Here is a 25,051-nt window from a genome sequence, read left to right as displayed (position 1 = left end):
GCGCGGGCGGGGGTGGGGTCAGACCGGCCGGATCGCCAGGTCCCGGCGCTGCTCGCGGCGCGGACGGGGGTCCTCCGTGCCGGCGGCCTTGAGGTCGGCGCGCAGCTCGCGGGGCAGGGAGAACATCAGGTCCTCGGTGGCCGTCCGCACCTCCTCGACGTCCGCGAACCCGTGCGCGGCCAGCAGGTCCAGCACGTCCCGAACCAGGATCTCCGGCACCGACGCCCCGGAGGTCACGCCCACGGTCCGCGCGCCCGTCAGCCAGGCCGGGTCGACCTGCGCCGCGGTGTCCACCCGGTACGAGGCGCGCGCCCCGGACTCCAGCGCGACCTCGACCAGCCGCACCGAGTTCGACGAGTTCGCCGAGCCGACGGTGATGACCACGTCGCACTCCGGGGCGAGCTTCTTCACCGCCACCTGCCGGTTCTGCGTGGCGTAGCAGATGTCGTCGCTCGGGGGGTCCTGCAGCAGCGGGAACCGCTCGCGCAGCCGCCGGACCGTCTCCATCGTCTCGTCCACCGAGAGCGTGGTCTGCGAGATCCACACGACGCGGCTCTCGTCCCGGACGGTCACGGCGTCGACCGCCTCGGGGGACGCGACCACCTGGACGTGCGCGGGCGCCTCGCCCTGGGTGCCTTCCACCTCCTCGTGCCCGGGGTGCCCGATGAGCAGGATGTCGAGGTCGTCCGCGGCGAACCGCACGGCCTCGCGGTGGACCTTCGTCACCAGGGGGCAGGTCGCGTCGATGGTGCGCAGCGACCGGGCCTCGGCCGCGGCCCGCACCGCCGGGGACACCCCGTGCGCCGAGAACACCAGCCGGGCACCCTCCGGGACCTCGTCGGTCTCCTCCACGAACACCGCGCCGCGGGCCGCGAGCGTGTCGACGACGTGCCGGTTGTGCACGATCTCCTTGCGGACGTACACCGGTGCCCCGTAGTGCTCGAGGGCCTGCTCGACGGCGACGACCGCGCGGTCCACGCCGGCGCAGTACCCGCGGGGGGCGGCCAGCAGCACGCGCCCGCGGGAGGGCGCTGCGTCCGGCCGGCTGCCGGGGGCGACGGTCACGCGGTCAGTCTAGGTCGCGAGCGGTGTCGGCCCGGCGTGGCAGGGTGGGGGCCGTGCAGCAGTCCTCCCCCGACGTCCGGCGGCCCGAGGCGGCGCGTCCGGGCGGGCTCCCCGCGGACCTGCCCGCCCGCGCGATCGAGACCACGCCCGAGCGGCCGTGGCCCGTGCGCCTGCTGTCCGCGAAGATCGCCGACTACGTCTCCAAGATGTCGGCGCTGTGGGTCGAGGGCCAGGTCGTGCAGCTCAACCGGCGGCCCGGCGCGGGCGTCGCGTTCCTGACGCTCCGGGACGCCGACACCGACATGTCGCTTCCCGTCTCGATGCCGGCGCAGGTGCTCGCCGCCGCGGAGACGCCGCTCGCCGAGGGGGCGCACGTCGTCGTCCACGCCCGGCCGACGTTCTGGACCAAGCGCGGCACCCTGCAGCTCAACGCGGACGCCGTGCGCGCGGTCGGCGTCGGGGAGCTGCTCGCCCGCATCGAGCACCTCAAGCGGGTGCTCGCCGCCGAGGGCGTGTTCGACGCGGAACGCAAGGTGCCGCTGCCGTTCCTGCCGCGCGTCGTCGGGCTGGTGTGCGGCCGGGAGTCGAAGGCGGAGCACGACGTCGTCGTCAACGCCCGGGCGCGGTGGCCGCAGGTGGAGTTCGTCATCCGGGAGGTCGCCGTGCAGGGCGTGGGTGCCGTGCCGCAGGTCAGCCGGGCGATCGCCGACCTGGACGCCGACCCCCGCGTCGACGTCATCGTCGTGGCCCGCGGCGGCGGCTCCGTCGAGGACCTGCTGCCGTTCAGCAACGAGTCGCTCGTGCGCGCTGCCGCGGCGTGCCGCACCCCGCTGGTGTCCGCGATCGGGCACGAGACGGACACCCCGCTGCTCGACCTCGTCGCCGACTACCGCGCCTCGACGCCCACCGACGCCGCCAAGCGGATCGTCCCCGACGTCGCAGAGGAGCGCGCGCGCGTCACCCAGGCCCGTGACCGCATCCGCTCCGCCGTGACGCACCGGGTGGCCCGGGAGGCCGCGGGCCTGGAGCAGCTGCGCAGCCGCCCGGTGCTCGCCCGCCCCGCGACGATGGTCGAGGTGCGCGAGGCCGAGGTGCACCGCCTCCGGGACCACGCCCGCCGCAGCCTCGACCACGCGCTGTCCGGAGCGGTGACGTCCACGCGGGCGCTCGCCGCGCAGGTCCGCGCGCTGTCGCCCGCCGCCACGCTCGAGCGGGGCTACGCCGTGGTGCAGACCTCCGACGGGGCGGTGGTCCGGGACGCGACGAGCGTCGCCGCCAAGGACACGCTCCGCGTCCGCGTCGCACGCGGGGAGCTGATGGCGACGGTGCTGGCGATCGCCCCCGGCCGGCCGCGCCCCGCCACCGCCCCGGCAGGGACCGACGGAGACGCGAGCGCCCCCTGAGTCGCGCGGTGCCCCCCATGGCGCCCGCCCCACCACAGCAGCCCCATGGGCCTGCCACGCCACTCTCTCGGGAACCGTGACCACCGTGACCACCGCGTCCCCGCACCGACCCGAGGCACCCTCCCGGGAACCGTGACCACCGTGACCACCGAGGCTGCGGTGACCTCTGCGCGTGGGGTGGTCACCGCAGACGCCGTGGACGCAGTTCCGGCGAGCGGACCCTCCTGTCCGCGAGACACGGTGAACACGGCGAGCACGGTGAACACCGCGAACACGGCGAACACCGCGAACACCGCGAACACCGCGAACACGGTTCGCGGGGACGTGCCGCCGCCCGGCGTGGGACACCGTGACCACCAATCCCGCCGACCGCCGCACCGAGTCCCGCCGAGCCGCGCCGAGCACGGTGACCGCGCCCGGCGCGGCGGGCCCCCGAGCGTCAGGTGGACAGCACGTCCGTGGTCGTTGGTTAGATGGGTGCCGTGAGCGCCACCTCCCCCGCACCGGACGCCGTCGGCGTCGACGAGCTGTCGTACGAGCAGGCCAGGGACGAGCTCGTCGCCGTCGTCTCCCGCCTGGAGGCCGGGGGTGCGTCCCTGGAGGAGTCCCTGACGCTGTGGGAGCGGGGCGAGGCCCTCGCCGCCCGGTGCCAGCAGTGGCTCGACGGCGCCCGCGCCCGGCTCGACGCCGCCCGTGAGGCGGACGGCGACGGCCCCGCACGCCCGGGCACCGGCGAGGACGCCTCCTCCTGACCCCGGCGGCGCAGTCCCGCGCCACCCGCAGCACCGAACCGGCATCGCCGCCGGACGCGAAGGAGACCCATGACCGAGCAGACCGCCCCTGCCCCGCGCGCCCTCGTCGTCGGGGAGGCCCTCGTCGACGTCGTGCTGCGGCGCGGTGAGGAGCCCGCCGAGCACCCCGGGGGCAGCCCGGCCAACGTGGCGATCGGGCTCGGCCGGCTGGGGCGGCGCGTCGACCTGCTGACGTGGCTCGCCGACGACGCGTACGGCGACCTGGTGCGCGAGCACCTCGCAGCGTCCGACGTGCACGTGCTCACCGGTGACCGCGCGCCGGAGCGCAGCTCGGTCGCGCGCGCGCACCTGGACGAGGGGGGCGCCGCGACCTACGAGTTCGACCTGACGTGGGACCTGCCCGGGACCTGGGACGAGGGCGACGACGCCCCCGCCGTGGTGCACACCGGGTCGATCGCCACGGTGCTCACTCCCGGCGGGGAGGCGGTCGCCCGTCTGCTGGCCGAGCGCCGGTCGACGTCGACGCTGACGTACGACCCGAACCTGCGGCCGGCCCTGATGGGGGACGCCGACGCGACGCTCCCGGTCGTCGAGCGGCTCGTCGAGCTCGCTGACGTCGTGAAGGTCTCCGACGAGGACCTCGCCTGGCTGCACCCGGGGGTCGCCCCGGTCGAGATCGCCCGGGACTGGCTGAGCCGCGGCCCGGCGCTCGTGGTCGTGACGCTCGGCGGCGAGGGCGCGCTGGCCGTGACAGCGGCCGGGGACGAGATCGCCCTGACGGCACCGCCCGTCACGGTCGCGGACACCGTGGGCGCCGGGGACTCGTTCATGGCGGGGCTGATCGACGGGCTGTGGTCGGCCGGCCTGCTCGGCGCCGACGCCCGCGAGCGCCTGCACGCGATCGACCGGGCGACGATCGAGCGCGTGCTCGTCCGGTGCGCCGCCATCGCCGCGATCACGGTGTCCCGCGCGGGCGCGAACCCGCCGACGTCCGCGGAGCTCGGCGAGGCCTGACTCCGCCCGGCCCCGGCCGGGGTCAGGAGGCCTCGCGGTGCCGGCCCGCCGGGGTCGACGCACCCGCGCCGTCGCCGCGTGCGACCTCCCCGCGGCGGTCGCCGTCCCGGTCGGCGTCCCGCTGCGCCCGCTCCAGCGCCGCCCGTCGGTCCTCCTCCGTCTCGGCGTCGATGCGCTGGGCGGCCTCGTCGTCGTAGGTGAGGTTCTCGCCGGACTCGGGGTCGAACACCAGCAGCCGCCGCGGGTCGAACCACAGCGTCGCCCGGCTGCCGTCGCGGACGCGGCTCTCCGACCCGAGGGACACGACGACCTGCGTGCGCATGCCCTCGCCGTCCAGGTCCCGGTCGAGCTCCTCGAGCTTCTTCGCCACGTCGGCGTGCGTCTCGAACGGGATGTAGGCGTACAGCTCGGACCCCAGCCACTCGATGACGTCGACGTCGGCCTCGAACGTGACGCCGCCGTCCCGCTTGATGTCGTCGAGCGTCCGCGCGTCCTCGACGTGCTCGGGCCGCAGGCCCACGATGACGAGCTCGCGCTCGGCGATCCGGTCGCGGACCCGCTGAGGGATCGGCACCTCGGCGAACGGCAGCTTCAGGGTGTCGCCGCGGACCTCGCCGGGCATGAAGTTCATCGGCGGGGACCCGATGAACCCGGCGACGAACAGGTTGACCGGCTGCTCGTACAGCGCGCGGGGGCTCGCGACCTGCTGCGTCTCCCCCTTGCGGAGCACCACGACACGGTCGCCGAGCGTCATGGCCTCGGTCTGGTCGTGCGTGACGTACACGGTGGTGGTCCCCAGGCGGCGCTGCATGCGCGCGATCTCGGTCCGCATCTGCCCGCGCAGCTTCGCGTCGAGGTTGGACAGCGGCTCGTCGAACAGGAACGCGCGGGCGTCGCGGACGATCGCCCGGCCCATCGCGACGCGCTGGCGCTGACCGCCGGACAGGTTCGCCGGCTTGCGGTCCAGGTGGTCGCGGAGCTCCAGGGTGTCCGCGGCGAACTCCACGTGCTCGCGGATCTGCTCCTCGGTGAACGCGCCCTTCTGCAGCCGCAGCGGGAACGCGATGTTCTCGAACACGGTGAGGTGCGGGTAGAGCGCGTAGTTCTGGAACACCATCGCCAGGTGCCGGTCGCGCGGGGCCTTGTCGTTGACCACCTCGTCGCCGATCCGCAGCTCGCCGGAGGTGATGTCCTCCAGCCCGACGATCATCCGGAGCAGGGTGGACTTCCCGCAGCCCGACGGTCCCACGAGGATGACGAACTCCCCGTCCTTGATGTCGAGGCTGACGCCGTTGACGGCCGGGTAGCCGTCGCCGTACTCCTTGACGATGTCCGTCAGGGTGATGGATGCCATGAGGTTCCTCCTGTCTCGGGCCGGGTGGGGAGCGCGACGGCTCAGCCCTTGACGGCGCCCTGGGTCAGCCCGGACACGATCTGGCGCTGGAACAGCAGCACCAGGACGACCACGGGGATGGTGACGACGACCGCGGCGGCCGAGATGGCGCCGGTCGGGTCCTCGAACTGCGAGGCGCCGGAGAAGAACGCCAGCGCCGCGGGCACGGGCCGCGCCGCCTCCGTGGAGGTCAGCGAGATGCCGTACACGAAGTCGTTCCACGCGATGAAGAACGCGATCAGCGCGGTGGTGAACACGCCCGGCGCCGCCAGCGGGACGATCGCCTTGCGGAACGCCTGCCACGTGGTCGCGCCGTCGACCTGCGCGGCCTGCTCGAGCTCCCACGGGATCTGCCGGAAGAACGCCGTGAGCGTCCAGATCGAGATGGGCAGCGTGAGCGAGAGGTACGGGATGATCAGGCCGGGCCAGGTGTCGTACAGACCGATCGTCCGCCACAGGTTGAACAGCGGCGTGACGATCGAGATGACCGGGAAGATCGAGACGCCGAGCGCCGTGGTGAGGATGAGCTTGCGGCCGGGGAACTCCAGCCGGGCGATCGCGTACGCCGCGAGCGTGGACAGCACCACGGAGATCGCGGTGGCGATCAGCGAGATGCCGACGGAGTTGCGCAGCGACGACAGGAACAGCTCCTGCGCGGAGCCGTCCGGGGCGAGGATCTGCTCGTAGTTCTGCCACGTCCACGTCGTCGGCAGGAACTTCCCGGTGTTCAGGTCGCTCGGCAGCTTGAACGAGGTGGCCATGATCGACACCACCGGGAACAGCGCGTACAGCAGCACCGCGACGGTGATGGCGGCCCAGGCGGCCTTCTGCTTGCCCGACAGCGCGCCCATCAGCGGCCTCCCCTCGCGCCGGCCAGGTCGACCTTGAAGATCTTGATCGCGATGAAGCAGATGAGCATCACGCAGAGGAACAGCAGGACGGAGATCGCCGACCCCAGCCCGATCTCGAGCCGCCCGATGGACGTCCGGTACGCGAGCAGCGAGAGCACCGTCGTGTTGTTCGCGCCGTTCGTCATGATGAAGACGTTGTCGAAGATGCGGAACGCGTCCAGGGCCCGGAACAGGACGGCGACCATGATCGCGGCCTTCATGTTCGGCATGACGACGCGCTTCATCCGCTGCCACCAGGTGGCGCCGTCGACCTGCGCGGCCTCCTCCAGGTCGCCCGGGACCTGCGCCAGGCCGGCGAGCAGCAGCAGCGAGATGAACGGCGTGGTCTTCCAGACCTCGGACGCGATGATCACGAACAGGCTGGTGCCCATGTTGGCGAACCAGTTGAGGTCGGGGCTGATGCCCGGCACCCAGTCGAACCACTGGTTGACGTACCCCGAGTCGATGCTGAACGCGTAGAACCACGCGAACGCCGAGACGACCGTGATGATGCCGTAGGGCACGAGGATCGCGGTGCGCAGCAGGCCCCGGAGCCGCAGGATCGCCCGGTGCATGATCATCGCCAGCGCGAAGCCGAGCACGAGCTCGACGGCCACGGTGATGATCATGATCCCGGTGGTGACGCCCAGCGACTGCCAGAACACCGAGTCCGACAGGATCACCGCGTAGTTGCCGAGGCCGATGAACGCCCGGTCGTCCGGCGCGGTGAGCCGGTTCCGGAACAGCGACTCGTAGACGGCCTGCAGGATCGGGAACGCCGTGACGGCGAGCATCACCACGAACGCGGGTCCGGCGAGCAGCCAGCCCAGCCGGGCCTCGGCCTTCGCGCGGTCGCTGCGGCCGCCCTTCGCGCGGGCGGTGCCGGTGGGGCCGCGTCCGCCGGGTCCGCCGGAGCGGTCGGCGTCGCGCGGGCCGGTGCCGCGGGTGCCCTGCGCAGCCGGGCCGGCGGTGGCGCCGGTGATCTCGGTACTCATCTCGGGGCCCCCGCGGGATCGTGAGCGTGGCGAGCGATGTCGTGGGGTGAGGTCATAGCAGCCGCTCCCCTCGCAGGACCTCGACGATGAAGTTCGTGGACGTCTCGGGCGTCGTGTCGGGGTCCACCGACGACGGCGCGTGCCAGGTCTCCTGGAGGCCCTGCGACACCTCGTTGTAGTACGGCGTCTGCGGGCGGGGCGCCGCCTGCTCCAGGGACTGCCGGATGACGTCCGCCATCGGGAACGTCTCCTGCACCTCGTGGTCGTCGTACGCGACGGTGCTCGCCGGCGGGTTGCCGTCGGAGACGAAGTACGCCGCCTGGTTCTCGGGCCGCACGATGCACGCCGCCGCCTCGTACGCCTCGTCGACGTGGTTGCTGAACGCCCCGACGCCGAGGTTGATCCCGCCGTAGGGAGGCGCCGCGTCCTCGCCCTCGACGACCTGCGGGTAGACGGCCCAGCCGACGTCGTCCAGGAACTCCTGCTCGAGCGTCCCGTCCTCGACCGCGCCCTGCATGGCCGGCCAGACGAACGGCCAGTTGACCATGAACGACCCGCTGTCCCCCTGGAACTGCGACAGCGACGCGTTCTCGTCCTGCGTCGGCAGCCCGGGCCCGCCGAGCCGGTCGGCCCCGATCTCGCCGATGATCCGCGCGGCCTCCTTGCCGGCGTCGGACTCCAGCCCCAGCTCGACGTCCTCCGCACCGGCCTCCGGCGTCTCGACGACGTGGCCCCCGGCGGACTCGACCAGCGCGTTGATCCACACCGTGTACGCCTCGGCCTTGATGCCCTGGACCCCGAGCGTCAGGTCCTGGTCGCGCGCGGCGTCGATCACCTGGTCCCAGGTCACGGGCTGCGTCATGTCCAGCCCCGCCGCCTCGGCGACCGACTTCTTGAACCACAGCAGCTGGGTGTTCGCCCAGAACGGCACGGTGACCAGCTCGTCGCCCCACGAGGCGCCCTGAAGCGCGCCCTCGGCGACGTCCTGGCTGACCTCCTCGGCGATGTCGTCCGGCACGGGCGCGAGGAACCCCGCGTTCGCGAGCTCCGGGATGAACGGCGGGTCCAGGCTCATCAGGTCGATGGAGGAGTCCGACGCGGCGAGGCGCCGGGCGAGCTGCTCGCGCTGTGAGCTCGCCTCGCGCGGCAGGACCGAGACCTCGATCCGGTACGCGCCGTCCGCCTCCTCGGTGCACTGCTGCGCGAGCGCCGCCTGCCCGCCGGCGTCGGGGTTCGTGTACCAGGTGAGGACGGGGGTGTCGTCGGCCGGCGCGCACGCCCCGAGACCCGCCCCCAGGGCGAGCACCGTCGCCCCGGCGATCATCGTCGACCGTCTGCGCACCGCCACCGCTCCCTCCGTCGCGACGAGGCCGCGACCAGCGCCCCGACCTCGTCCTTCACGTTTCCCACACCCTTGGCTACACCGCTCCGGCGGGCTCTGCCACCGGAGCGGACGCGCGCGGGTCCTGCGTGGACGCGGTGGCGGAGCACCCCGGCGGCGGTGCGACGATGTGGCCATGGCACATCCCACGACCCCCGCCGAGGCATGGACCGCGCTCCGCGAGGGGAACGAGAGGTTCGTCAGCGGCGCCATGGAGCACCCGTCGCAGGGCTTCGAGCGGCGCGCCGAGGTGCAGGCCGAGCAGCACCCGTTCGCGGTGGTCTTCGGCTGCTCGGACAGCCGCGTCGCGGCGGAGATCGTCTTCGACCAGGGCCTCGGCGACGTGTTCGTGGTCCGGACGGCCGGGCACGTCCTGGACACCACCGTGATCGGCTCCATCGAGTACGGCGTCGAGATCCTCGGCGCGTCGCTGGTGGTCGTGCTGGGTCATGACTCCTGCGGCGCGGTGGCGGCGGCGACGGCCGCGCTGACCAAGGGCGAGCTGCCGCGGGGCTTCGTCCGCGCGGTGGTGGACCGGGTCATCCCGTCGATCGTGTCGCTCGCGCACGCCCCGGGCGCCGACGGCCGCACGCGGGACCTGTCGACGGTGGACCCGGCCGAGCTCGGCCACGAGCACGTGCGGCACACCGTCGACATGCTGCGCTCGTACTCGGTGACGCTCGCCGAGGCGATCGAGGAGGGCCGGTGCGCGGTCGTCGGCGTGGAGTACACGCTGGCCGACGGGCAGGCCCGCCTGACGAGCGCGGTCGGCGACGTCGGGGAGACCCCGGTCCGCGCCTGATGGCAGGATGCCGCGCATGAACCAGCACGCCGACGACGACGTCCAGTACCGGATCGAGCACGACACGATGGGCGAGGTCCGGGTCCCGGCCGACGCCCTGTACCGCGCCCAGACGCAGCGCGCGGTCGAGAACTTCCCGATCAGCGGGACGACCCTGGAGCGAGGCCACGTCGCCGCGCTGGCCCGGATCAAGAAGGCCGCCGCGCGCGCCAACGCCGAGCTGGGGATCCTGGACGGCGCGGTCGCGGACGCGATCGCCGCCGCCGCGGACGAGGTCGCCGAGGGCCGGCACGACGCCCACTTCCCGGTGGACGTCTACCAGACCGGGTCGGGCACCAGCTCGAACATGAACATGAACGAGGTGCTCGCGACGCTCGCGACGCGGGCCCTCGGGTCGGACGTGCACCCGAACGACCACGTCAACGCGTCGCAGTCCTCGAACGACGTGTTCCCGACCTCCGTGCACGTCGCGGCGACCGACGGCGCCGTGAACGACCTGGTGCCGGCGCTGGAGCACCTCGCGGCGTCGCTGGAGCGGCTGGCCGAGAAGCACGCCGGCGACGTGAAGTCCGGCCGCACGCACCTGATGGACGCCACGCCGGTGACGTTCGGCCAGGAGTTCGGCGGGTACGCCGCGGCCGTCCGCCGGGGCGTGGAGCGCGTGCAGGCGGCGCTCCCCCGGGTCGCGGAGGTCCCGCTGGGCGGGACCGCGGTCGGCACGGGCATCAACACCCCGGCAGGCTTCCCGCAGCGGGTGATCGCCCTGCTCGCGGAGGACAGCGGCCTGCCGCTGACCGAGGCGCGCGACCACTTCGAGGCCCAGGGCGCCCGGGACGGGCTGGTCGAGCTCTCCGGTGCGCTGCGGACGATCGCCGTCAGCCTCACGAAGATCTGCAACGACCTGCGCTGGATGGGCTCGGGCCCGAACACCGGCCTGGGCGAGATCCGGATCCCCGACCTGCAGCCGGGCTCCTCGATCATGCCCGGCAAGGTGAACCCGGTGATCCCGGAGGCCGTCCTCATGGTGGCCGCGCGGGTGGTCGGCAACGACGCGACGGTCGCGTGGGCGGGTGCGAGCGGGTCCTTCGAGCTGAACGTGCAGATCCCGGTGATGGGCCAGGCCGTGCTGGAGTCCGAGCGGCTGCTCGCCGCCGCGTGCCGGGTGCTCGCCGACCGCACGGTCGACGGCATCGAGGTCGACGTCGAGCGCGGGCGGGCGTACGCCGGCTCCTCGCCGTCGATCGTCACGCCGCTCAACCGCGTGATCGGCTACGAGGCCGCCGCGAAGATCGCCAAGCACGCGGTGGCCCAGGGCATCACGGTGCGAGAGGCCGTCGTCGCGCTCGGCTACGTGGAGCGCGGGGAGGTCACCGAGGCGCAGCTGGACGAGGCGCTGGACCTGCTGAGCATGACCCGCCCGAAGGCCTGACCGACTTCGGCCCGCTCCACCCCGGGTGGAAGGTTCGGACGGACACGCCGACGGCGAGTCCGTCCGAACCTTCCACTCAGCGCCACCCGCGCTCAGCGCGCGAGCGTGAACTCCTCCGCGCCGCGGGCGAGCTCCGCCGCGACGTCGCCCAGGTCGACGACGGCCTGCCGGACCTCCGCGGCGCCGTCGAACGCCTGGCCGGCGGCCTGCGCCACGTCCGCCGCGCTGCCCGCGATGTCGGTGGTGCTCTCGGCCGCGACGACCAGGTTCCGCTCGATCTCCGACGTCGTCGCGCTCTGCTCCTCGACCACCGCGGACACGGCGCCCTGCAGCTCGTCGACGGTGGTGACGGCGGTCGAGATCCGGCCGACGGAGGCCTGCACGTCGGCGGCGTCGCGGGTGACGGCCTCCAGGACCGGCGCGATGGTGCCGATCGCGCTGGACGTCTGCTGCGCGAGGTCCTTCACCTCGCCGGCGACCACCGCGAACCCGGCACCGGCGGAACCGGCGCGGGCGGCCTCGATGCTGGCGTTCAGCGCGAGCAGGTGGGTCTGGCCGGCGATGGTCGTCACCGTGTCGAGCACCGCGGCGATCTGCGACGTCGAGGCGGCGAGCCGGTCGGCGGCGGACGCGGCCTCGGCCGTGATGCCGACGGCCTGCGCGGCCTCGCCGGACGCCGCGGTGACGTCCTGCGCGACCGACTCGATGGACGCGCGCATCTCGGTCATCGCCGCGGTGACGGTCTGCACCTCGGTGCTCACCACGGACGCGGAGCCCGCGGCGCCCTCCGCGCGGGACACGGTGCGGCCGGCGGCCTCCTCGAGCGTGCCGGAGGACCCGTCGAGCCGGCCGGCGGTGCTGCGGACCGCCTCCGCGCCCCGCTGCATGCGGGTCAGCGCGGCGCGCATCGCGTCGATCGCCTCGCCCAGCGCCGACCCCATGACGCCGATCTCGTCGCGCCCCTCGCCCCGGACCTCGACGGAGAGGTCCCGGTCGGCCACGCGGCGCAGGGCGGTCGTGAGGCGCCCGACGCGGCCGACGACCCGGCCGGAGATCCACACGACGAGGGCCACGGCCAGGACGGCCACCACGAGCCCGACGACGAGCAGCGTCACCACCAGCGTCCCGGCGCCGGCCTCCAGCTCGGTGGACACGGCGCGCAGGTCCGCGTCGAAGCCCCACGCGGCGACCGTCCAGCCCCACGGCGCGTACCGGGCGAGCTGGACCGTGGCGGCGCCGGCGTCCCCGAGGTCGACCCGCTCGGCGGTCGTGTCGCCCGCGGGAAGCTCCGCGGCGGCCTCGACCAGGCGCGCGGCGTAGGCGTCACCGTCGGCGTCGACCGACCCCGCGGCGTCACCCGCGGCCGCCCCCGGGGGCGGCACGACCCAGCCGCCGTCCGCGTCCGCGACCGTCAGGTAGCCCTCCTGACCGACGGTGACCTCGGCGAGCGCGGCCCGCAGCGGCGCGTCGACCTCGCTCTGCGGGACGCCCACGAACAGGGCGCCCACCACCTGGTCCGCCACGACGAGCGGCGCGTACGCGGTGACGAACGGCTGCCCGACGACCTGCGCGGTGCCGTAGTACGCCTCGCCCGCCAGCAGCGACGCGACGACGGCGTTCGGGGTGCCGTCCGGGGCGGTGGCGCCGATGGCGGTGCCGATGACGCGGTTGCCGTCGGCGTTCGTGACGCTCGTGGCGACGCGGAGCATGTCGCCCCCCTCGTCGACGCGCTGGAACACGGTGACGGAGGCGCCGAGCAGCGTGCTGATCTCGTCGACGACGGGCACCACCGTCGCGGGGTCGGTGGTGCGGCCGAGCCAGGTGCCGCCGACCTGCAGCTGCGGGAGGTCGACCTCGCGCGTCGCGCCGGTCGTCTGGTCGGTGACGGTCCAGTGCTCCGGGGCGCCGAACGTGACGGGCCCGGCCTGCGCGAGCGTCTGCTGGGCGACGCGCAGGTCGGAGGCCATCCGGTCGGTCACCGTGGCGACCTGCGTGGTCACGAGGGTGACGGCCTGCTGCGTGGTCTGCACCATCGACGCGGTGGTGAGCCGGTCCACGTCGTCCCCGGCGTCCTCCGCCAGGCCCGAGACCTGCCAGCCGCCGACCGCGGTGAGCAGGGCGGCGGTCACGGCGACGGCGCCGGCACCGGTGGCGACGAGCTGGGCGCGCAGGCTGGTGCGCAGGCGGGGCAGGGGCCAGGGGAGCCCCGGGGCCGGGCGGCGCGGCGCCGGGCCCCCTCCGGGGCCGACCCTGATGCGGTGGCCATTCGCCGCGCCCCCCGCCCCCTTGAGCGGCTCGAAGCACCACCCCGCCCGGATTCACCCGGCCGGCGGACCCCCCGGCGCGCCCTCGACCCGCACGAGCACCCGGGACAGCAGCACCGCGAGCCGCTCCGACTCGGCGGTGGTCAGCCCGTCGAGCGCCGCGGACTCCCGGGCGAGGTGCTCGGGCATGAGCCGGTCGACGGTGGCGCGGCCCTCCTCGGTGAGCTCGAGCAGCACGCCGCGCCGGTCGCGGTGCGGGATGCCGCGGGCGACGAGCCCGGCGCGGACCAGGATCTCGGCGCGCTTCGTGATCGCCGCCCCGGACGCCGCGGTGATGGTGGACACCTCGCTCGCGCGCAGCGGGCGGCCTGCCCGGCGCAGCGCGCACAGCAGGTCGAACTCCCCCCGGGTGAGCCCGGCCGTCGCGAGCGCGGACTCCGACTGCTGGGCCAGCAGCGCCGCGATGCGGGTGATCCGGCCGGCCACCGCGATCGGCCGGACGTCGAGCTCCGGCGCCTCGCGCTCCCACTCCGCCCGGAGGCGGTCCACGCTGTCCACGGGCGCCACCCTAGTGGCGTGAAGTCGTTCACATCTGTTTCACGCGTGAACGTCTTTCGGTAGGATGCGACCGGTGCACCGACTGACCCTCCTCGCCGCCCTGCTCCATCCCGAGCAGCTGCGCGCCGCCCTCCGCCCGCACCGGGGCGGACCGAGCACCCGCGACGCCCTCGGCGGGGCGCTGCGCTGCGGGGCCAGCGTCGCGCTGGCGCTGCTGGTCGTCGCGGCCGCGGGCCGGCAGGACCTCGCCGGCTACGCGGCGATCGGCGCGCTCGCGTCGCTGTACGGGCGCTCCGCGGGCTACGCCTGGCGCGTCCGGCTGATGGCGCTCGTCGGCGCGGCGCTGACCGGGACCGTCGCCCTCATGTCCGCCCTCGCGGACGCGCCCGTCGTCCTCGTGCTGGCGGCCCTGACCGTCGTCGCGAGCGCGGCGACCGCCGGCGCCGCCGCCCTGCGCACCGGGCCACCCGCGGCGACCATCGTCGTGTTCGCCGCGGGAGCGGGCACCGCCGCCACGTCCGGAGCGGGGGACGTGGCCGCGCGGGCGGCGGCCGTCGCGACCGGGCTGCTGGTCGCGCTGCTGGTGTGCAACGCCGGCGCCGCGGCCGACCTGCTGCGCGGGCGGCCGGTCCCCCCGGCCCCGCGGGTCCGGGACGTCGTGCGTGCGGGCACGGCGGGCGGCGCGGCGCTCGGCCCGGCGATCACGGTCGCCGCCGCGGCCGCCGTCGCGTCGACGGTCGCGACCTGGGCCGGCTGGGGGCACCCGGCCTGGGCCGTCATGGGCGCCGCCGCCGTGCTGCAGGGCGCGCACGTGCGGCACATGGGCGTCCGGGCGCTGCAGCGCGCGGCCGGCACGGCGTGCGGTGCGCTCGTCGCGCTGCCGCTGCTGGGCGCGCACCTGGACTTCGTCGCGGTCGCGGTGCTCGTCGTCGTGCTGCAGACCGTCACCGAGCTCGTGGTCGCCCGGCACTACGGCGTCGCGATGCTGACCATCACGCCGATGGCGCTGCTCATGACCTCGATCGGCGCGCCGCTCGACCCCACGGCGCTCGCGCTCGATCGCGCGCTGGACACCGCGGTCGGCGCCGTCGTCGGCCTCGTGGTCGCGGTCGCGGCGGCCCGGCCGGAGCCCGCGGGACCGGCTGCCGCCCGGTCGGCGACTGACAGGACTGACGGACCCGACGCCCGCCAGCACCCCGCGTCTGCTCCATCCCACGACCCGACGGTTCTCGCCGCACGGCAGAACGGTCCTTGTTAGGGTCCAGGTCACCTGCCCCCCTGGAGGAACGCGTGAGCCGTCCGATGCCCCCCGACTACCCGCCGATCCTGTACATCCCGTGCGTGCGGGAGGTCGTGGACCCCGCGGACCTGGACGTGCGGATCCGGACGACGAAGGACGGGCGCACCGCGCTGCTCGTGTACTCCGCGCTGGACCGGCTCAAGACGTGCTGCGGCGAGGACCAGCCGTGGTTCGTGCTGCCGACCGCCCGGCTGCAGGTGCTCCACGACGCGGCTCCGTTCGACCTGGTGCTGCTGGACCTGATGGTGCCGGAGAACGAGCGCGAGAGCGCACTGCAGTGAGCACGCACGTCGACACGGCGGCTCTCGCCGGTGTCGCGGAGGCGCTGCGCTCCGCAGGCACCCGCTTGGACGGGGCGTTCGCGACGCCGCCGTCGGCCACGGACGCGGGAGTGGCCGCGGGCCTGCTCGCGAGTGTGCTGAGCACCATGGGTGAGGCTGCCTCGTACCTCACGTACGAGGCGCACCACATCGGCGACGTCGCAGACGCGTGCGTCGCGGACTACGACGCGACCGACGCGATCACCTCGGCCAACCTCGACGTGCTCGCGGGCAGCCTCGGATGAGCGAAGCGATGGAGACGCGGATCGAGGGCTCGCCGGCCAGTATCCGCGAGGTCGCGGCGTGGCTGCTCGACACCGTGAGCGCCGCGGGCGCGGACCTGGACGACGACGTGTATCAGCAGTACCGGCGCGTCCCCGAGATCTGGGACGGTGAAGGCGCGGAGGGCATGCGCGGGCGACTGTCGACCCTGGCCGGCGGTGGCAGCACCGTGTCGTCGGCGGCGTCCGCGACCGGGCGCGAGCTGGAGTCGCTCGCGTCGGCGCTCGAGCTGAGCCAGGCCGACATGGAGACGGTGCGAGAACGGGCCGCCTCTGGCGGGCTCCGCGTCGTCGGTACGGTCGTGCACGGTCCGGGCGATCCACCGCCTGACGTCGCGGCGCTGCCCGTCGACGCGACCGCCGCGCAGGCGCAGGCGTACCAGCAGGGTGTCGCGGCGATCCAGGCCTACGACGCGCTGGTCGCGGTGTGGCAGGAGATCACCGAGCTCGCGGCGTCCGCGCAGGAGCGCTGGGAAGCGGCTGTCGAGTCCGCGGCGGCGACCTGGTCGCAGAACCGCGGCAACGTGACGAGCGTGTTCACCGACCTGATGAGCAACGGCGTCTCCGCGGCGGCGCGGGGGGCGGTGGCGTTCAACGCCGCGCAGCTGCGGGCGTTCCACCTGGATTCCGCGGCTGCGTACGACGCGCACGTCCGCGCGGTCACGGGTCCGGACGGCCGGATCACCACCACGCGCGGGCACTTCTACGACCTGCTGGACACGGGTACGCAGCACGCCGACGATGCCGCGCGACTCGGTGGCCAGGTCCGCTCTCCGGAGGTCGCGGCGCGGCTGTCCCGCGGGCTGCTCGCCCTCGGGGTCGTCGCCACCGGGTACTCGATCTACGACGACATCCAGAACGGCGAGTCGCCCGCGCAGGCCGCCGTGTCCAACGGTGTCGGATTCGCCGCCTCCATCGGGGCGGGCGCGGCCATCGGCGCCGGTATCGGCAGCATCGTGCCGGTGGGCGGCACGATCGTGGGCGGCGTCGTCGGTGCCGCCGCGGGCACCGTGGTCGGGCTGATCACCTCCGGGGCGATCGACTCGATGTGGGAGAACGGCGTGGACAGCATCGGCGACGTCGGCAACGCGATCGCTGATGGCTGGGACGAGATGACGTCGACCTTCACCGACGCCGGCAGCATGATCGGGGACGCCGCGGGCGCCGTCGGCGGCGGGATCAAGGACGCGTGGGATGCGATCTTCTGACGAGCGGGCCCCCGGCGCGGGGCGCGCGCTGCACTGGTCCGTCGTGGTGCTCAACCTGGTCTTCGCGACCGCGCTCCTGGTCGTGACGGCTCTGATCGCGGTGCAGCCCGCCGACGAGCGGCCGTGGAGCGCGGGCGTCGCCGCCGCCGCGGCCGTGGCCGGCGTGGTCTGGCTGGTCGTCGGCATCAGCTTCCACCGCAACTACCTGCACGTGCCTCCGCCGGACGAGCGCAAGGTGACGCTGACGACCGTGGACGGCGAGCCGGCGGTCGTCATGGCGTGGCGTCGGACGTTCCAGCGCCAGCCGTTGCTTGTCGGGTGCGTCGTGGTGGCAGCGGGGCTCGCGCTCACCGCTGTGCTCGCCGCCGACGGCAACCCCGGCTGGTGGATCGCGTTGGTCTTCGTGGTGCCGGTGGCTCCGTTCCTCCCCGACCGGATCATCGAGGCGACCCGGCCCGTTCGACTGGTGCTCGCCCCGCGAGGCATCGGCGCGGCCGGCCCTGATGGCGACGCCTGGCTCGACTGGGACGACGTGCGTGGCATCGCGCGGGAGCGGGACAACCAGTGGTGGGTGATCCGCGTCGTCGGCGTCGACGACGCCGCGTCGTGGCGGTTCCGTCGCCGGCCGCGGATCCTGTGGGCACGCACCCCGCCGCGCCCGTGGATCGACGTGCCCGGCCCGGCGTTCACGGTGGAGCCCGAGCACGTGATCGAGGCCATCGCGCACTACCGGCGCACACCCGCGGCCCGGGCGGAGCTGGCGACCGAGACCGGCCGTCGTCGTGTGGCGGGACCGCCGAGCGCCTTCCGCTGACCCGCAGGGCGCAGTCGTTCCCCTCCTGCGCGTGGTGCCGCCGGGAGGGGAACGACGGCCGGCGTCAGAGGTCGATACCCTCCAGCATCTCCGTGACGAGCGCCGCGACGGGCGACCGCTCCGAGCGGGTCAGCGTGACGTGCGCGAACAGCGGGTGGCCCTTGAGCGCCTCGATCACGGCGGCGATGCCGTCGTGCCGACCGACCCGCAGGTTGTCCCGCTGGGCGACGTCGTGGGTCAGCACCACGCGTGAGCTCTGGCCGATCCGGGACAGCACGGTCAGCAGGACGTTCCGCTCCAGGGACTGCGCCTCGTCCACGATGACGAACGCGTCGTGCAGCGACCGCCCGCGGATGTGCGTGAGCGGCAGGACCTCCAGCAGGTCGCGGTCGATGATCTCCTCGACCACCTCGCGGCTGACCACCGCGCCGAGGGTGTCGAAGACCGCCTGCGCCCAGGGGTTCATCTTCTCGGACTCGCTGCCGGGCAGGTAGCCGAGCTCCTGGCCGCCGACGGCGTACAGCGGCCGGAACACCATCACCTTGCGGTGCTGCCGGCGCTCCAGGACGGCCTCGAGCCCCGCGCACAGCGCGAGCGCCGACTTCCCGGTGCCCGCCCGGCCCCCGAGCGAGACGATGCCGACCTGCTCGTCCAGCAGCAGGTCGATCGCGATCCGCTGCTCGGCGCTGCGGCCGTGCAGGCCGAACACGTCCTGGTCGCCCCGGACCACCTGGACGTGCTTGTCCGACGTCACGCGGCCGAGCGCCGACCCGCGCGGGCTGTGCATGACCAGGCCCGTGTGGCACGGCAGCTCCGGCGCGTCCGGGAGGTCGGCGAGCGCGATCGCGTCGTGCTCCCACAGGTCCGCCATCTCCTGCTCGGTCAGGTCGAGCGCGTCCATCCCGGTCCAGCCGGAGTCGACGGCGAGCTCGTGCCGGTACTCCTCGGCGCGCAGGCCGATCGCCGACGCCTTGATCCGCATCGGCAGGTCCTTGGAGACCACGGTGACGTCGTGCCCCTCGGCCGCCAGGTTCGCGGCGCAGGCGAGGATCCGGGTGTCGTTGTCACCGAGCCGGAACCCGGCGGGCAGCACGGCCGGGTCGGTGTGGTTGAGCTCGACCCGCAGCGTCCCGCCCTGGTCGCCGATCGGCAGCGGCGCGTCGAGCCCGCCGTGCTGGATGCGCAGGTCGTCGAGCAGGCGCAGCGCGGAGCGGGCGAAGAACCCCAGCTCGGCGTGGTGCCGCTTGCCCTCCAGCTCGGTGATCACCACGACGGGCAGCACCACGTCGTGCTCGGCGAACCGCAGGATCGCCTTGGGGTCCGACAGGAGGACGGAGGTGTCGAGGACGTGCGTCCGGCGCCCCTCCGGCTGGTCGGTCGAGGCGGTGGCGGATCCCAGCTTGCTGACCACGGCAGGCTCCCTCCGGCGCTGCGTCAGCGCCGACTCGGGCCCGGGGTGCCGAGCCACGACGGGCTCCTGCGGCACTCGGGATGGGGACGAGGGCGGCCGGCCCGGACGAAGGGCCACGACCGGCCCTCCCCCCGGAGCGCGTGCTCCATAGGGCTGGCCTCCCGGGGACGACTGGTGCCGTCCGTTGCGAGGGACGCTACGCCGCACGTCCGACACTCCCGCGCACGACCCGGGTGTGTCGCACGTCACGCAACATGATGTTCACCCGCCGGACCCGCGCCCGTCGCCGGGGGCGGCCGTCACTGCCCGCGGCGGCGCTCCCGGGCGGCGTAGTCGCGCACCGCGCGCAGGAAGTCCACGCGGCGGAAGTCCGGCCAGTACGCCTCGCAGAAGTAGTACTCGGAGTGCACCGACTGCCAGAGCATGAAGCCGCCGAGGCGCTGCTCGCCGGAGGTCCGGATGACCAGGTCGGGGTCCGGCTGGCCCTTGGTGTAGAGGTGGTCGGCGATGTGCTCGACGTCGAACGTCGCCGCGATGTCCTCCAGCGAGGCCCCGTCGGCCGCGCGCTCCGTCAGGTACGAGCGCACCGCGTCGGCGATCTCCCGCCGGCCGCCGTACCCGATCGCGACGTTGACGTGCAGCCCCTCGACGTCGGACGTGGCGGACTCGGCGTCGCGCAGGGCCTGCGCGGTGCGCTCGGGCAGCAGGTCGAGCGACCCCACCGCCTGGACCCGCCAGCGCCGGGTGGCCGCGAGCTCGCGCACCGCGTCCTCGATGATGCCGAGCAGGGCCTCGAGCTCCGCGGCCTCGCGGCCGAGGTTGTCGGTCGACAGCATCCACAGCGTCACGACCTCGACGCCGACCTCCTCGCTCCACAGCAGCAGGTCGGAGATCCGGTCCGCGCCGCGCCGGTGCCCGGTCGCGGTCGTCTCGCCCAGCTGGCGCGCCCAGCGCCGGTTGCCGTCCAGGATGACCCCGATGTGCCGCGGGACCCGGTCCCGGGGCAGCGACGCGGCGAGCCGCCGCTCGTACAACCCGTACAACGGGTGGGGCAGACGCACGGGACTCCTTCAGCGGGTGGCGGACGGCGGTGCTCACGCTACCGGCACGCCCGCCCGCGCCACGGTGCGCCGGGAGGGTGGTGAGGGGGAGGATTCGTGCAGGACCACGGGCGACGCCCCGACCTACGGCTCCGTAACCTACGCACTCGTAGGTTAGGATCCCAGGCGTCCGCCGCCCCCCGAGAGGAAGGCCCCGCAGTGAAGGTCGCCGAGACCGCCGAGCAGGTCGCCGACGCCGTCAAGCCGCGGCTGCGCGGCTGGATCCACGCGGGCATGTTCCCCGTCGCCACCGTCGCGTCGGTCGTCCTCGTGGCGCTCGCGCCCACCGCGCCGCTGACGATCGCCAGCGCCGTGTTCGGCGCCGCCGCGATGCTGCTGTTCGGCGTCAGCGCGGTGTACCACCGCGGCACCTGGTCCCCGCGGGTCGCCGGCGTCCTGCGCCGCCTGGACCACACGAACATCTTCCTGGTGATCGCCGGGACCTACACGCCGCTCGCGGTGGCCCTGCTGCCGGCCGCCACCGCCCGGACGCTGCTGATCATCGTGTGGTCGGGCGCCGTGGTCGGGATGCTCGCGCGGATCTTCTGGCTCGGCGCCCCGCGCTGGGTCTACGTGCCGGTGTACATCGCCCTGGGCTGGGTGGCCGTGTGGTTCCTGCCGGCCTTCGGGCGCGCGGACAACGGCGGGGCGGCGGTCGTGTGGCTCGTCGCCGTCGGGGGGCTCGCGTACACGCTGGGCGCGCTGGTGTACGGCCTGAAGCGCCCGAACCCGAGCCCGCGGTGGTTCGGGTTCCACGAGGTGTTCCACCTGCTGACGGTCGTCGGGTGGGGCTGCCACTACGCCGCGGCCGCGATCGCCGTCCTCGGCTGACCCCCGTCCCGCGCGGAGCGGGTCAGACCGCCGGGACCACCCGGTACCGGCGGTGGCGCAGCGACGGGTTCCGCTCCCGGACGCCGGCGAGCGCCTCGGGGTCGAGGTCGACCGTGCGCAGCTCCGGCTCCTCGCCGAGCTCCAGGCCCACGACGCCGTCCGGGCCGACGACCAGCGACCGCCCCGTGACGCCCGGGCCGGCCTGGCCGACCGCGACGACGACCGCGGTGTTCTCGATCGCCCGCGCCACGGCGAGGGTGCGCCAGTGCAGGTCCTTCAGCGGCCCCGCCGCCCACGCCGCCGGGACGACCAGCACGTCCGCGCCGGCGTCGACCGCCCGGCGCGCCGACTCGGGGAACCGCAGGTCGTAGCAGGTGAGCACCCCGAGGCGCACGCCCGCGACGTCGAGCGTCAGCGGCGCCGCGTCGGCCGGGCCGGCCTCGAGCCGGTCGGACTCGCGGTGCCCGAACGCGTCGTACAGGTGCACCTTGCGGTAGACGCCGGCCAGCTCGCCGTCCGCGGCGACCGCCACCACGGCGTTGACGGCCCGCCCGGGGTCGGCGCCGGGCAGCGTGGTCCCGGCCACCGCGGCGACCCCGTGCCGCGCCGCGGACTCCCGCAGCAGCGAGACGAACGGGCCGTCGAGGGGCTCCGCGTGCTCCACGCCGGTGCCCCGCGGGTCGAAGCCCGACGCGTACTCGGGCAGCACCAGCACGTCCGCCCGCGCCCGCGCGGCGGTGTCGAACGCGCGCCGGACCACCTCGCGGTTGGCGGCGTGGTCCTCGCTGACGCGCAGCTGCCCGACGGTCACGCGCACGGCGGGCCGCACGGGCGGGGCGGTGCCGCTCACGGACGGTCCCGCGGCGGCGTGCCGGACTCCCCCGGCCCGTCCGTGGGGGGCGTCGCGTCACCCGTCGCCGCACCCGGGCGCGGTGCGGACCCGTCCGGATCGTCCTCGAGCCGCCGGGCGTTGCGGTCGACCACCCGCAGGTGCCGCACCAGCGAGAACGCGAGCAGGATCACGGCGACCGCGACGCCGAACGTCACGAGGAAGCCCAGCAGGCCGGGCGAGGTCTGGTCGGCCGACGGCACCTCCACGGTGCTCGGCGACGGCGACGGCTCCGCCGCACCCGCGAGCCCCCCGACCGCCTGCAGCAGCGCGCCGTGCGCGACCGCCGCCCCCTGGCCGACGGCCTCCAGCGTCCCGGTCACGCGAGCACCTCCCGCACCCCGGCGAACAGGTCGTCCTCGGGGATCGTCGTCGGCACGCGGGACTCCGCGAGCTCGTACTCCTCGGTCGGCCACACCTCGAACTCCAGGTCCCGCGGCATGGCGAAGAAGAACCCCTCGGGGTCGATCTGCGTCGCGTGCGCCCGCAGGGCGGCGTCGCGGGCGTCGAAGTACCCGTCGACCGGGATCAGCGTCGTGACCTCGCGCTCCGGGATCTCGCGCGCGGCGCGGGACTCGACCCACTCGCCGAACGGGGACTCCAGCCCGCGCTCCGTCATCGCCTCGTGCGCCGCCCGGATCCGGGCCATCGAGAACCCGTGGTTGTAGTAGAGCTTGAGCGGCGTCCAGGGGTCGCCCGCGCCGCGGTACCGCTCCGGGTCGCCCGCCGCGTGGAACGCCTCGAAGGCGACGCGGTGGCACATGATGTGGTCCGGGTGCGGGTAGCCGCCGGTCGGGTCGTACGTCGTGATCACGTGCGGCCGGAACTGGCGCACGAGCTCCACCAGGGGCCGCGACGCCTCCTCCAGCGGCTGCAGCGCGAAGCAGCCGTCCGGCAGCGGCGGCAGCGGGTCGCCCTCGGGCAGCCCGGAGTCGACGAAGCCCAGCCAGTGCTGCCGGACCCCCAGGGCCGCGGCGGCCTGCGCCATCTCGGTGCGGCGCACGGCGCGCATCGCCTCGATGCCGCCCTCGACCGGCGGGTGGTGGGGGTTGAGGACGTCGCCGCGCTCGCCTCCGGTGCACGTGACGACGAGGACGTCCACGCCCTCGGCCGCGTAGCGGGCGGTCGTCGCCGCGCCCTTGCTCGACTCGTCGTCCGGATGCGCGTGCACGGCCATCAGGCGCAGCTGCTCGGTCACGGTGTCCTCGTGGTCCTTCCCTCGTCGCCCTGGTCACGCTCGTGCGCTCCCGCACCCGTGCGCTCGTCGCCGGTGGGGAGCCGACGGGAGACAATGATCCCTCAGCCCACCGACACCGCGCGCCACCGGCGCCGGCCGAGCACCTGGAGCACCGCGTGACCGCACCCTCGACCTCCACGGGACCCGGCCACCCCGGGCCGCCCGCCGGGCGGTACGGGCCCGCGACCACCCCCGGCCGGCGGCGGGCCGCGCGCGTCGGCCTGGTCGTGCTGGCGGTGCTCGGCGTCGCGGTCGCCGTCTGGATCGGCATCGGCCAGGCCCGCACCCCGGTGCGCTGGGAGGAGGTCGGCTTCCGCGTCGACGGTTCGACGCAGACCGAGATGACCTTCGACGTCACCAAGGACCCGGACGCCACCGTGACGTGCCGCGTGCAGGCGCTGTCCGACCGGTACGCCGAGGTGGGCGTGCAGGACGTCACCGTCGGCCCCGCCGGGACCGGCACCCAGCGCGTGACCACCACGATCCCCACCGCGGAGGAGGCCGTCTCGGCCGTCGTGGAGCACTGCGAGGTCGCCTGATCGGGCGACGGCGACGCCGCCGCGGCGCCGCGACGACACCGCGACGGCCCGCCGCCGGGCCGGCAGCACCCCGGCGTTGCTATGCTTGCCGATTCATACGCCGCCCCGGACCGACGTCGCCCGACGTCGCCGCAGGTCGACGCGACCGCGAGGGATACGGCGCAACCCGTTCACGCACTCGCGCCTCGCTGCACGCCTGACCGGGTCCGGACGAGAGTGGACGCGCCGGCGACGGCGTACGACAACACGCAGGGAAGGAGTGGACGTGACCGACACGACGCAGGCCGCCACCTGGCTGACGCAGGAGGCCTACGACCGGCTCAAGGCGGAGCTCGAGCACCTCGAGGGCCCGGGACGCGCCGAGGTCACCGAGCGCATCGCCGCCGCGCGTGACGAGGGCGACCTCAAGGAGAACGGCGGCTACCACGCGGCGCGCGAGGAGCAGGCGAAGCAGGAGGCCCGCATCCGCGAGCTGAAGGAGAAGCTCCGCAACGTGCAGATCGGCACGCCGCCGGACGACGGCGTCGTCGAGCCCGGCATGGTCGTGACCGCCGTGGTCGCGGGCGACGAGATGGTGTTCCTGCTCGGGTCCCGCGAGATCGCCGGCAGCGCCGACATCGAGGTCTTCTCCCCGACGTCGCCGCTCGGCGCCTCGATCAACGGCCGCAAGGTCGGCGACACGGTCGCCTACACCGCGCCGAACGGCCGCGAGATCCCGGTGGAGATCAAGGGCGCGACGCCGTTCACCGGCTGAGCCCGGCGCACCGCGCACGCGAGAGGGCCCCGTCCGCCACGGACGGGGCCCTCTCGCGTGCCCGGCCTCGCGCGCCGGACGGGCGGGCGCCGCTCAGACGGCGCACTCGCAGACGAGGTTGTACTCGACGACCTGGTCGCCCTCCTCGGGCCGGGCCCACGCCTCGGCCTCCGCGCGGGAGGCGAAGCGCCGCCCGGCCAGCCGCCCGTTCGCGAGCAGCACCCCGACCTCGATCATCGTGCGCGGGTCGAGCACGTCGACCCCGCCCGCTGCCGGCTCGGTGGTCGGCTGCTCGGTGGCCGTCAGCCCGGTCGTCGTCTGCGCCGTGGTCATGGTCGTCCTCCCGGTCCTCGGGCGGGCACGGTGGCCCGCACGTCCAGCACAACACCCGCGGGCCGCGGATGATGCCGGCCCGGTGCTG

At 74.6% G+C, this 25,051-nt stretch carries 26 protein-coding genes; 13 read left to right on the top strand and 13 right to left on the bottom strand.

Going from position 1 to position 25,051, the window contains the following annotated elements:
- Positions 1-18: 18 nt before the first annotated feature.
- Positions 19-1,065: a 4-hydroxy-3-methylbut-2-enyl diphosphate reductase gene (locus QNH85_RS12165; protein WP_282946816.1), complete on the bottom strand. Its 1,047-nt coding sequence runs from the start codon at positions 1,063-1,065 to the stop codon at positions 19-21.
- 53 nt (positions 1,066-1,118) lie between these two features.
- On the opposite strand from QNH85_RS12165, the gene xseA reads away from it, so the two are divergent.
- The 3 genes from xseA to QNH85_RS12150 all read left to right on the top strand — a co-directional run bounded on the left by xseA (position 1,119) and on the right by QNH85_RS12150 (position 4,234).
- Complete coding sequence (xseA, locus tag QNH85_RS12160) at positions 1,119-2,468, top strand: exodeoxyribonuclease VII large subunit (protein ID WP_428830399.1); 1,350 nt, start codon at positions 1,119-1,121, stop codon at positions 2,466-2,468.
- 473 nt (positions 2,469-2,941) lie between these two features.
- On the top strand, positions 2,942-3,220 hold the full coding sequence (locus tag QNH85_RS12155; protein WP_282946814.1) for an exodeoxyribonuclease VII small subunit: 279 nt from the start codon (positions 2,942-2,944) through the stop codon (positions 3,218-3,220).
- Positions 3,221-3,289: 69 nt separating this feature from the next.
- Positions 3,290-4,234: a carbohydrate kinase family protein gene (locus QNH85_RS12150; RefSeq protein ID WP_282946812.1), complete on the top strand. Its 945-nt coding sequence runs from the start codon at positions 3,290-3,292 to the stop codon at positions 4,232-4,234.
- A 22-nt stretch (positions 4,235-4,256) separates the two neighbouring features.
- Here QNH85_RS12150 and QNH85_RS12145 read toward each other — a convergent pair whose 3' ends face one another.
- From QNH85_RS12145 to QNH85_RS12130, 4 genes are read right to left on the bottom strand one after another with little or no spacing between them, the layout of a single operon-like run.
- Entirely contained in the window at positions 4,257-5,588 is a 1,332-nt protein-coding gene (locus tag QNH85_RS12145) for an ABC transporter ATP-binding protein (protein WP_282946811.1), read from the bottom strand.
- A 41-nt stretch (positions 5,589-5,629) separates the two neighbouring features.
- Positions 5,630-6,478, bottom strand: a complete 849-nt coding sequence (locus tag QNH85_RS12140; protein ID WP_213282469.1) for a carbohydrate ABC transporter permease — start codon at positions 6,476-6,478, stop codon at positions 5,630-5,632.
- Positions 6,478-7,512: a carbohydrate ABC transporter permease gene (locus tag QNH85_RS12135; RefSeq protein ID WP_282946810.1), complete on the bottom strand. Its 1,035-nt coding sequence runs from the start codon at positions 7,510-7,512 to the stop codon at positions 6,478-6,480. The genes QNH85_RS12140 and QNH85_RS12135 overlap by 1 nt, the downstream gene beginning before the upstream one ends.
- A gap of 52 nt (positions 7,513-7,564) precedes the next feature.
- Complete coding sequence (locus QNH85_RS12130; RefSeq protein WP_282946894.1) at positions 7,565-8,854, bottom strand: sugar ABC transporter substrate-binding protein; 1,290 nt, start codon at positions 8,852-8,854, stop codon at positions 7,565-7,567.
- Positions 8,855-9,029: 175 nt separating this feature from the next.
- Here QNH85_RS12130 and QNH85_RS12125 point away from each other — a divergent pair, with 175 nt between their 5' ends.
- Both QNH85_RS12125 and QNH85_RS12120 read left to right on the top strand, forming a co-directional pair.
- Positions 9,030-9,695: a carbonic anhydrase gene (locus tag QNH85_RS12125; RefSeq protein ID WP_282946807.1), complete on the top strand. Its 666-nt coding sequence runs from the start codon at positions 9,030-9,032 to the stop codon at positions 9,693-9,695.
- A gap of 16 nt (positions 9,696-9,711) precedes the next feature.
- Entirely contained in the window at positions 9,712-11,124 is a 1,413-nt protein-coding gene (locus QNH85_RS12120; protein ID WP_282946806.1) for a class II fumarate hydratase, read from the top strand.
- 92 nt (positions 11,125-11,216) lie between these two features.
- Here QNH85_RS12120 and QNH85_RS12115 read toward each other — a convergent pair whose 3' ends face one another.
- Both QNH85_RS12115 and QNH85_RS12110 read right to left on the bottom strand, forming a co-directional pair.
- Positions 11,217-13,253 (bottom strand): methyl-accepting chemotaxis protein, encoded by a 2,037-nt coding sequence (locus tag QNH85_RS12115; RefSeq protein WP_282946805.1) that lies wholly within the window; start codon positions 13,251-13,253, stop codon positions 11,217-11,219.
- Between the two features lie 189 nt (positions 13,254-13,442).
- The gene (locus tag QNH85_RS12110) at positions 13,443-13,946 is read right to left on the bottom strand and encodes a MarR family winged helix-turn-helix transcriptional regulator (RefSeq protein WP_282946804.1); all 504 of its coding nucleotides are present in this window, start codon (positions 13,944-13,946) and stop codon (positions 13,443-13,445) included.
- 73 nt (positions 13,947-14,019) lie between these two features.
- On the opposite strand from QNH85_RS12110, the gene QNH85_RS12105 reads away from it, so the two are divergent.
- Genes QNH85_RS12105 through QNH85_RS12085 form a run of 5 tightly spaced genes read left to right on the top strand, consistent with a single transcriptional unit; the run spans position 14,020 to position 17,869 of the window.
- Positions 14,020-15,204 (top strand): FUSC family protein, encoded by a 1,185-nt coding sequence (locus QNH85_RS12105; RefSeq protein WP_282946803.1) that lies wholly within the window; start codon positions 14,020-14,022, stop codon positions 15,202-15,204.
- A gap of 32 nt (positions 15,205-15,236) precedes the next feature.
- Positions 15,237-15,527, top strand: coding sequence for an SAV_915 family protein (locus tag QNH85_RS12100; protein WP_282946802.1), 291 nt, complete (start codon positions 15,237-15,239; stop codon positions 15,525-15,527).
- Positions 15,524-15,811, top strand: coding sequence for a hypothetical protein (locus QNH85_RS12095; RefSeq protein WP_282946801.1), 288 nt, complete (start codon positions 15,524-15,526; stop codon positions 15,809-15,811). The genes QNH85_RS12100 and QNH85_RS12095 overlap by 4 nt, the downstream gene beginning before the upstream one ends.
- An 8-nt stretch (positions 15,812-15,819) precedes the next feature.
- A complete protein-coding gene (locus QNH85_RS12090) occupies positions 15,820-17,055 on the top strand; it encodes a hypothetical protein (protein ID WP_282946800.1) in 1,236 nt (411 codons plus the stop codon).
- Complete coding sequence (locus QNH85_RS12085) at positions 17,042-17,869, top strand: hypothetical protein (protein ID WP_282946798.1); 828 nt, start codon at positions 17,042-17,044, stop codon at positions 17,867-17,869. The genes QNH85_RS12090 and QNH85_RS12085 overlap by 14 nt, the downstream gene beginning before the upstream one ends.
- Positions 17,870-17,933: 64 nt before the next feature.
- Here QNH85_RS12085 and phoH2 read toward each other — a convergent pair whose 3' ends face one another.
- Positions 17,934-19,280 (bottom strand): RNA 5'-3' helicase PhoH2, encoded by a 1,347-nt coding sequence (gene phoH2, locus QNH85_RS12080; RefSeq protein ID WP_428830398.1) that lies wholly within the window; start codon positions 19,278-19,280, stop codon positions 17,934-17,936.
- Between the two features lie 299 nt (positions 19,281-19,579).
- Positions 19,580-20,341, bottom strand: a complete 762-nt coding sequence (locus QNH85_RS12075) for an isoprenyl transferase (RefSeq protein WP_282946796.1) — start codon at positions 20,339-20,341, stop codon at positions 19,580-19,582.
- Positions 20,342-20,539: 198 nt separating this feature from the next.
- Here QNH85_RS12075 and trhA point away from each other — a divergent pair, with 198 nt between their 5' ends.
- Positions 20,540-21,211: a PAQR family membrane homeostasis protein TrhA gene (trhA, locus tag QNH85_RS12070; protein ID WP_282946794.1), complete on the top strand. Its 672-nt coding sequence runs from the start codon at positions 20,540-20,542 to the stop codon at positions 21,209-21,211.
- Positions 21,212-21,233: 22 nt separating this feature from the next.
- On the opposite strand, the gene QNH85_RS12065 is transcribed toward trhA, so the two are convergent.
- The 3 genes from QNH85_RS12065 to mca are packed head-to-tail and all read right to left on the bottom strand — an operon-like array spanning position 21,234 to position 23,277.
- Positions 21,234-22,061 carry a carbon-nitrogen hydrolase family protein gene (locus QNH85_RS12065; protein WP_282946792.1) on the bottom strand — a complete coding sequence of 276 codons (828 nt, stop codon included), beginning with the start codon at positions 22,059-22,061 and terminating at the stop codon, positions 21,234-21,236.
- On the bottom strand, positions 22,058-22,423 hold the full coding sequence (locus QNH85_RS12060) for a hypothetical protein (protein WP_282946790.1): 366 nt from the start codon (positions 22,421-22,423) through the stop codon (positions 22,058-22,060). Before QNH85_RS12060 ends, QNH85_RS12065 begins: the two co-directional genes overlap by 4 nt.
- Positions 22,420-23,277, bottom strand: coding sequence for a mycothiol conjugate amidase Mca (gene mca, locus QNH85_RS12055; protein ID WP_282946891.1), 858 nt, complete (start codon positions 23,275-23,277; stop codon positions 22,420-22,422). The genes QNH85_RS12060 and mca overlap by 4 nt, the downstream gene beginning before the upstream one ends.
- 176 nt (positions 23,278-23,453) lie before the next feature.
- On the opposite strand from mca, the gene QNH85_RS12050 reads away from it, so the two are divergent.
- Positions 23,454-23,876: a DUF4307 domain-containing protein gene (locus QNH85_RS12050; protein ID WP_282946788.1), complete on the top strand. Its 423-nt coding sequence runs from the start codon at positions 23,454-23,456 to the stop codon at positions 23,874-23,876.
- Between the two features lie 265 nt (positions 23,877-24,141).
- A complete protein-coding gene (greA, locus tag QNH85_RS12045; protein WP_213282484.1) occupies positions 24,142-24,630 on the top strand; it encodes a transcription elongation factor GreA in 489 nt (162 codons plus the stop codon).
- A gap of 93 nt (positions 24,631-24,723) precedes the next feature.
- On the opposite strand, the gene QNH85_RS12040 is transcribed toward greA, so the two are convergent.
- Positions 24,724-24,963 carry a hypothetical protein gene (locus QNH85_RS12040; RefSeq protein ID WP_282946786.1) on the bottom strand — a complete coding sequence of 80 codons (240 nt, stop codon included), beginning with the start codon at positions 24,961-24,963 and terminating at the stop codon, positions 24,724-24,726.
- Positions 24,964-25,051: the final 88 nt, after the last annotated feature.

Source organism: Cellulomonas endometrii (genome assembly GCF_949769265.1).
In the GTDB taxonomy this organism is placed as follows: domain Bacteria; phylum Actinomycetota; class Actinomycetes; order Actinomycetales; family Cellulomonadaceae; genus Cellulomonas; species Cellulomonas endometrii.
The sequence above is the reverse complement of the archived record's forward strand: the minus strand, read 5'-3'. Positions and strand labels throughout refer to the sequence as shown.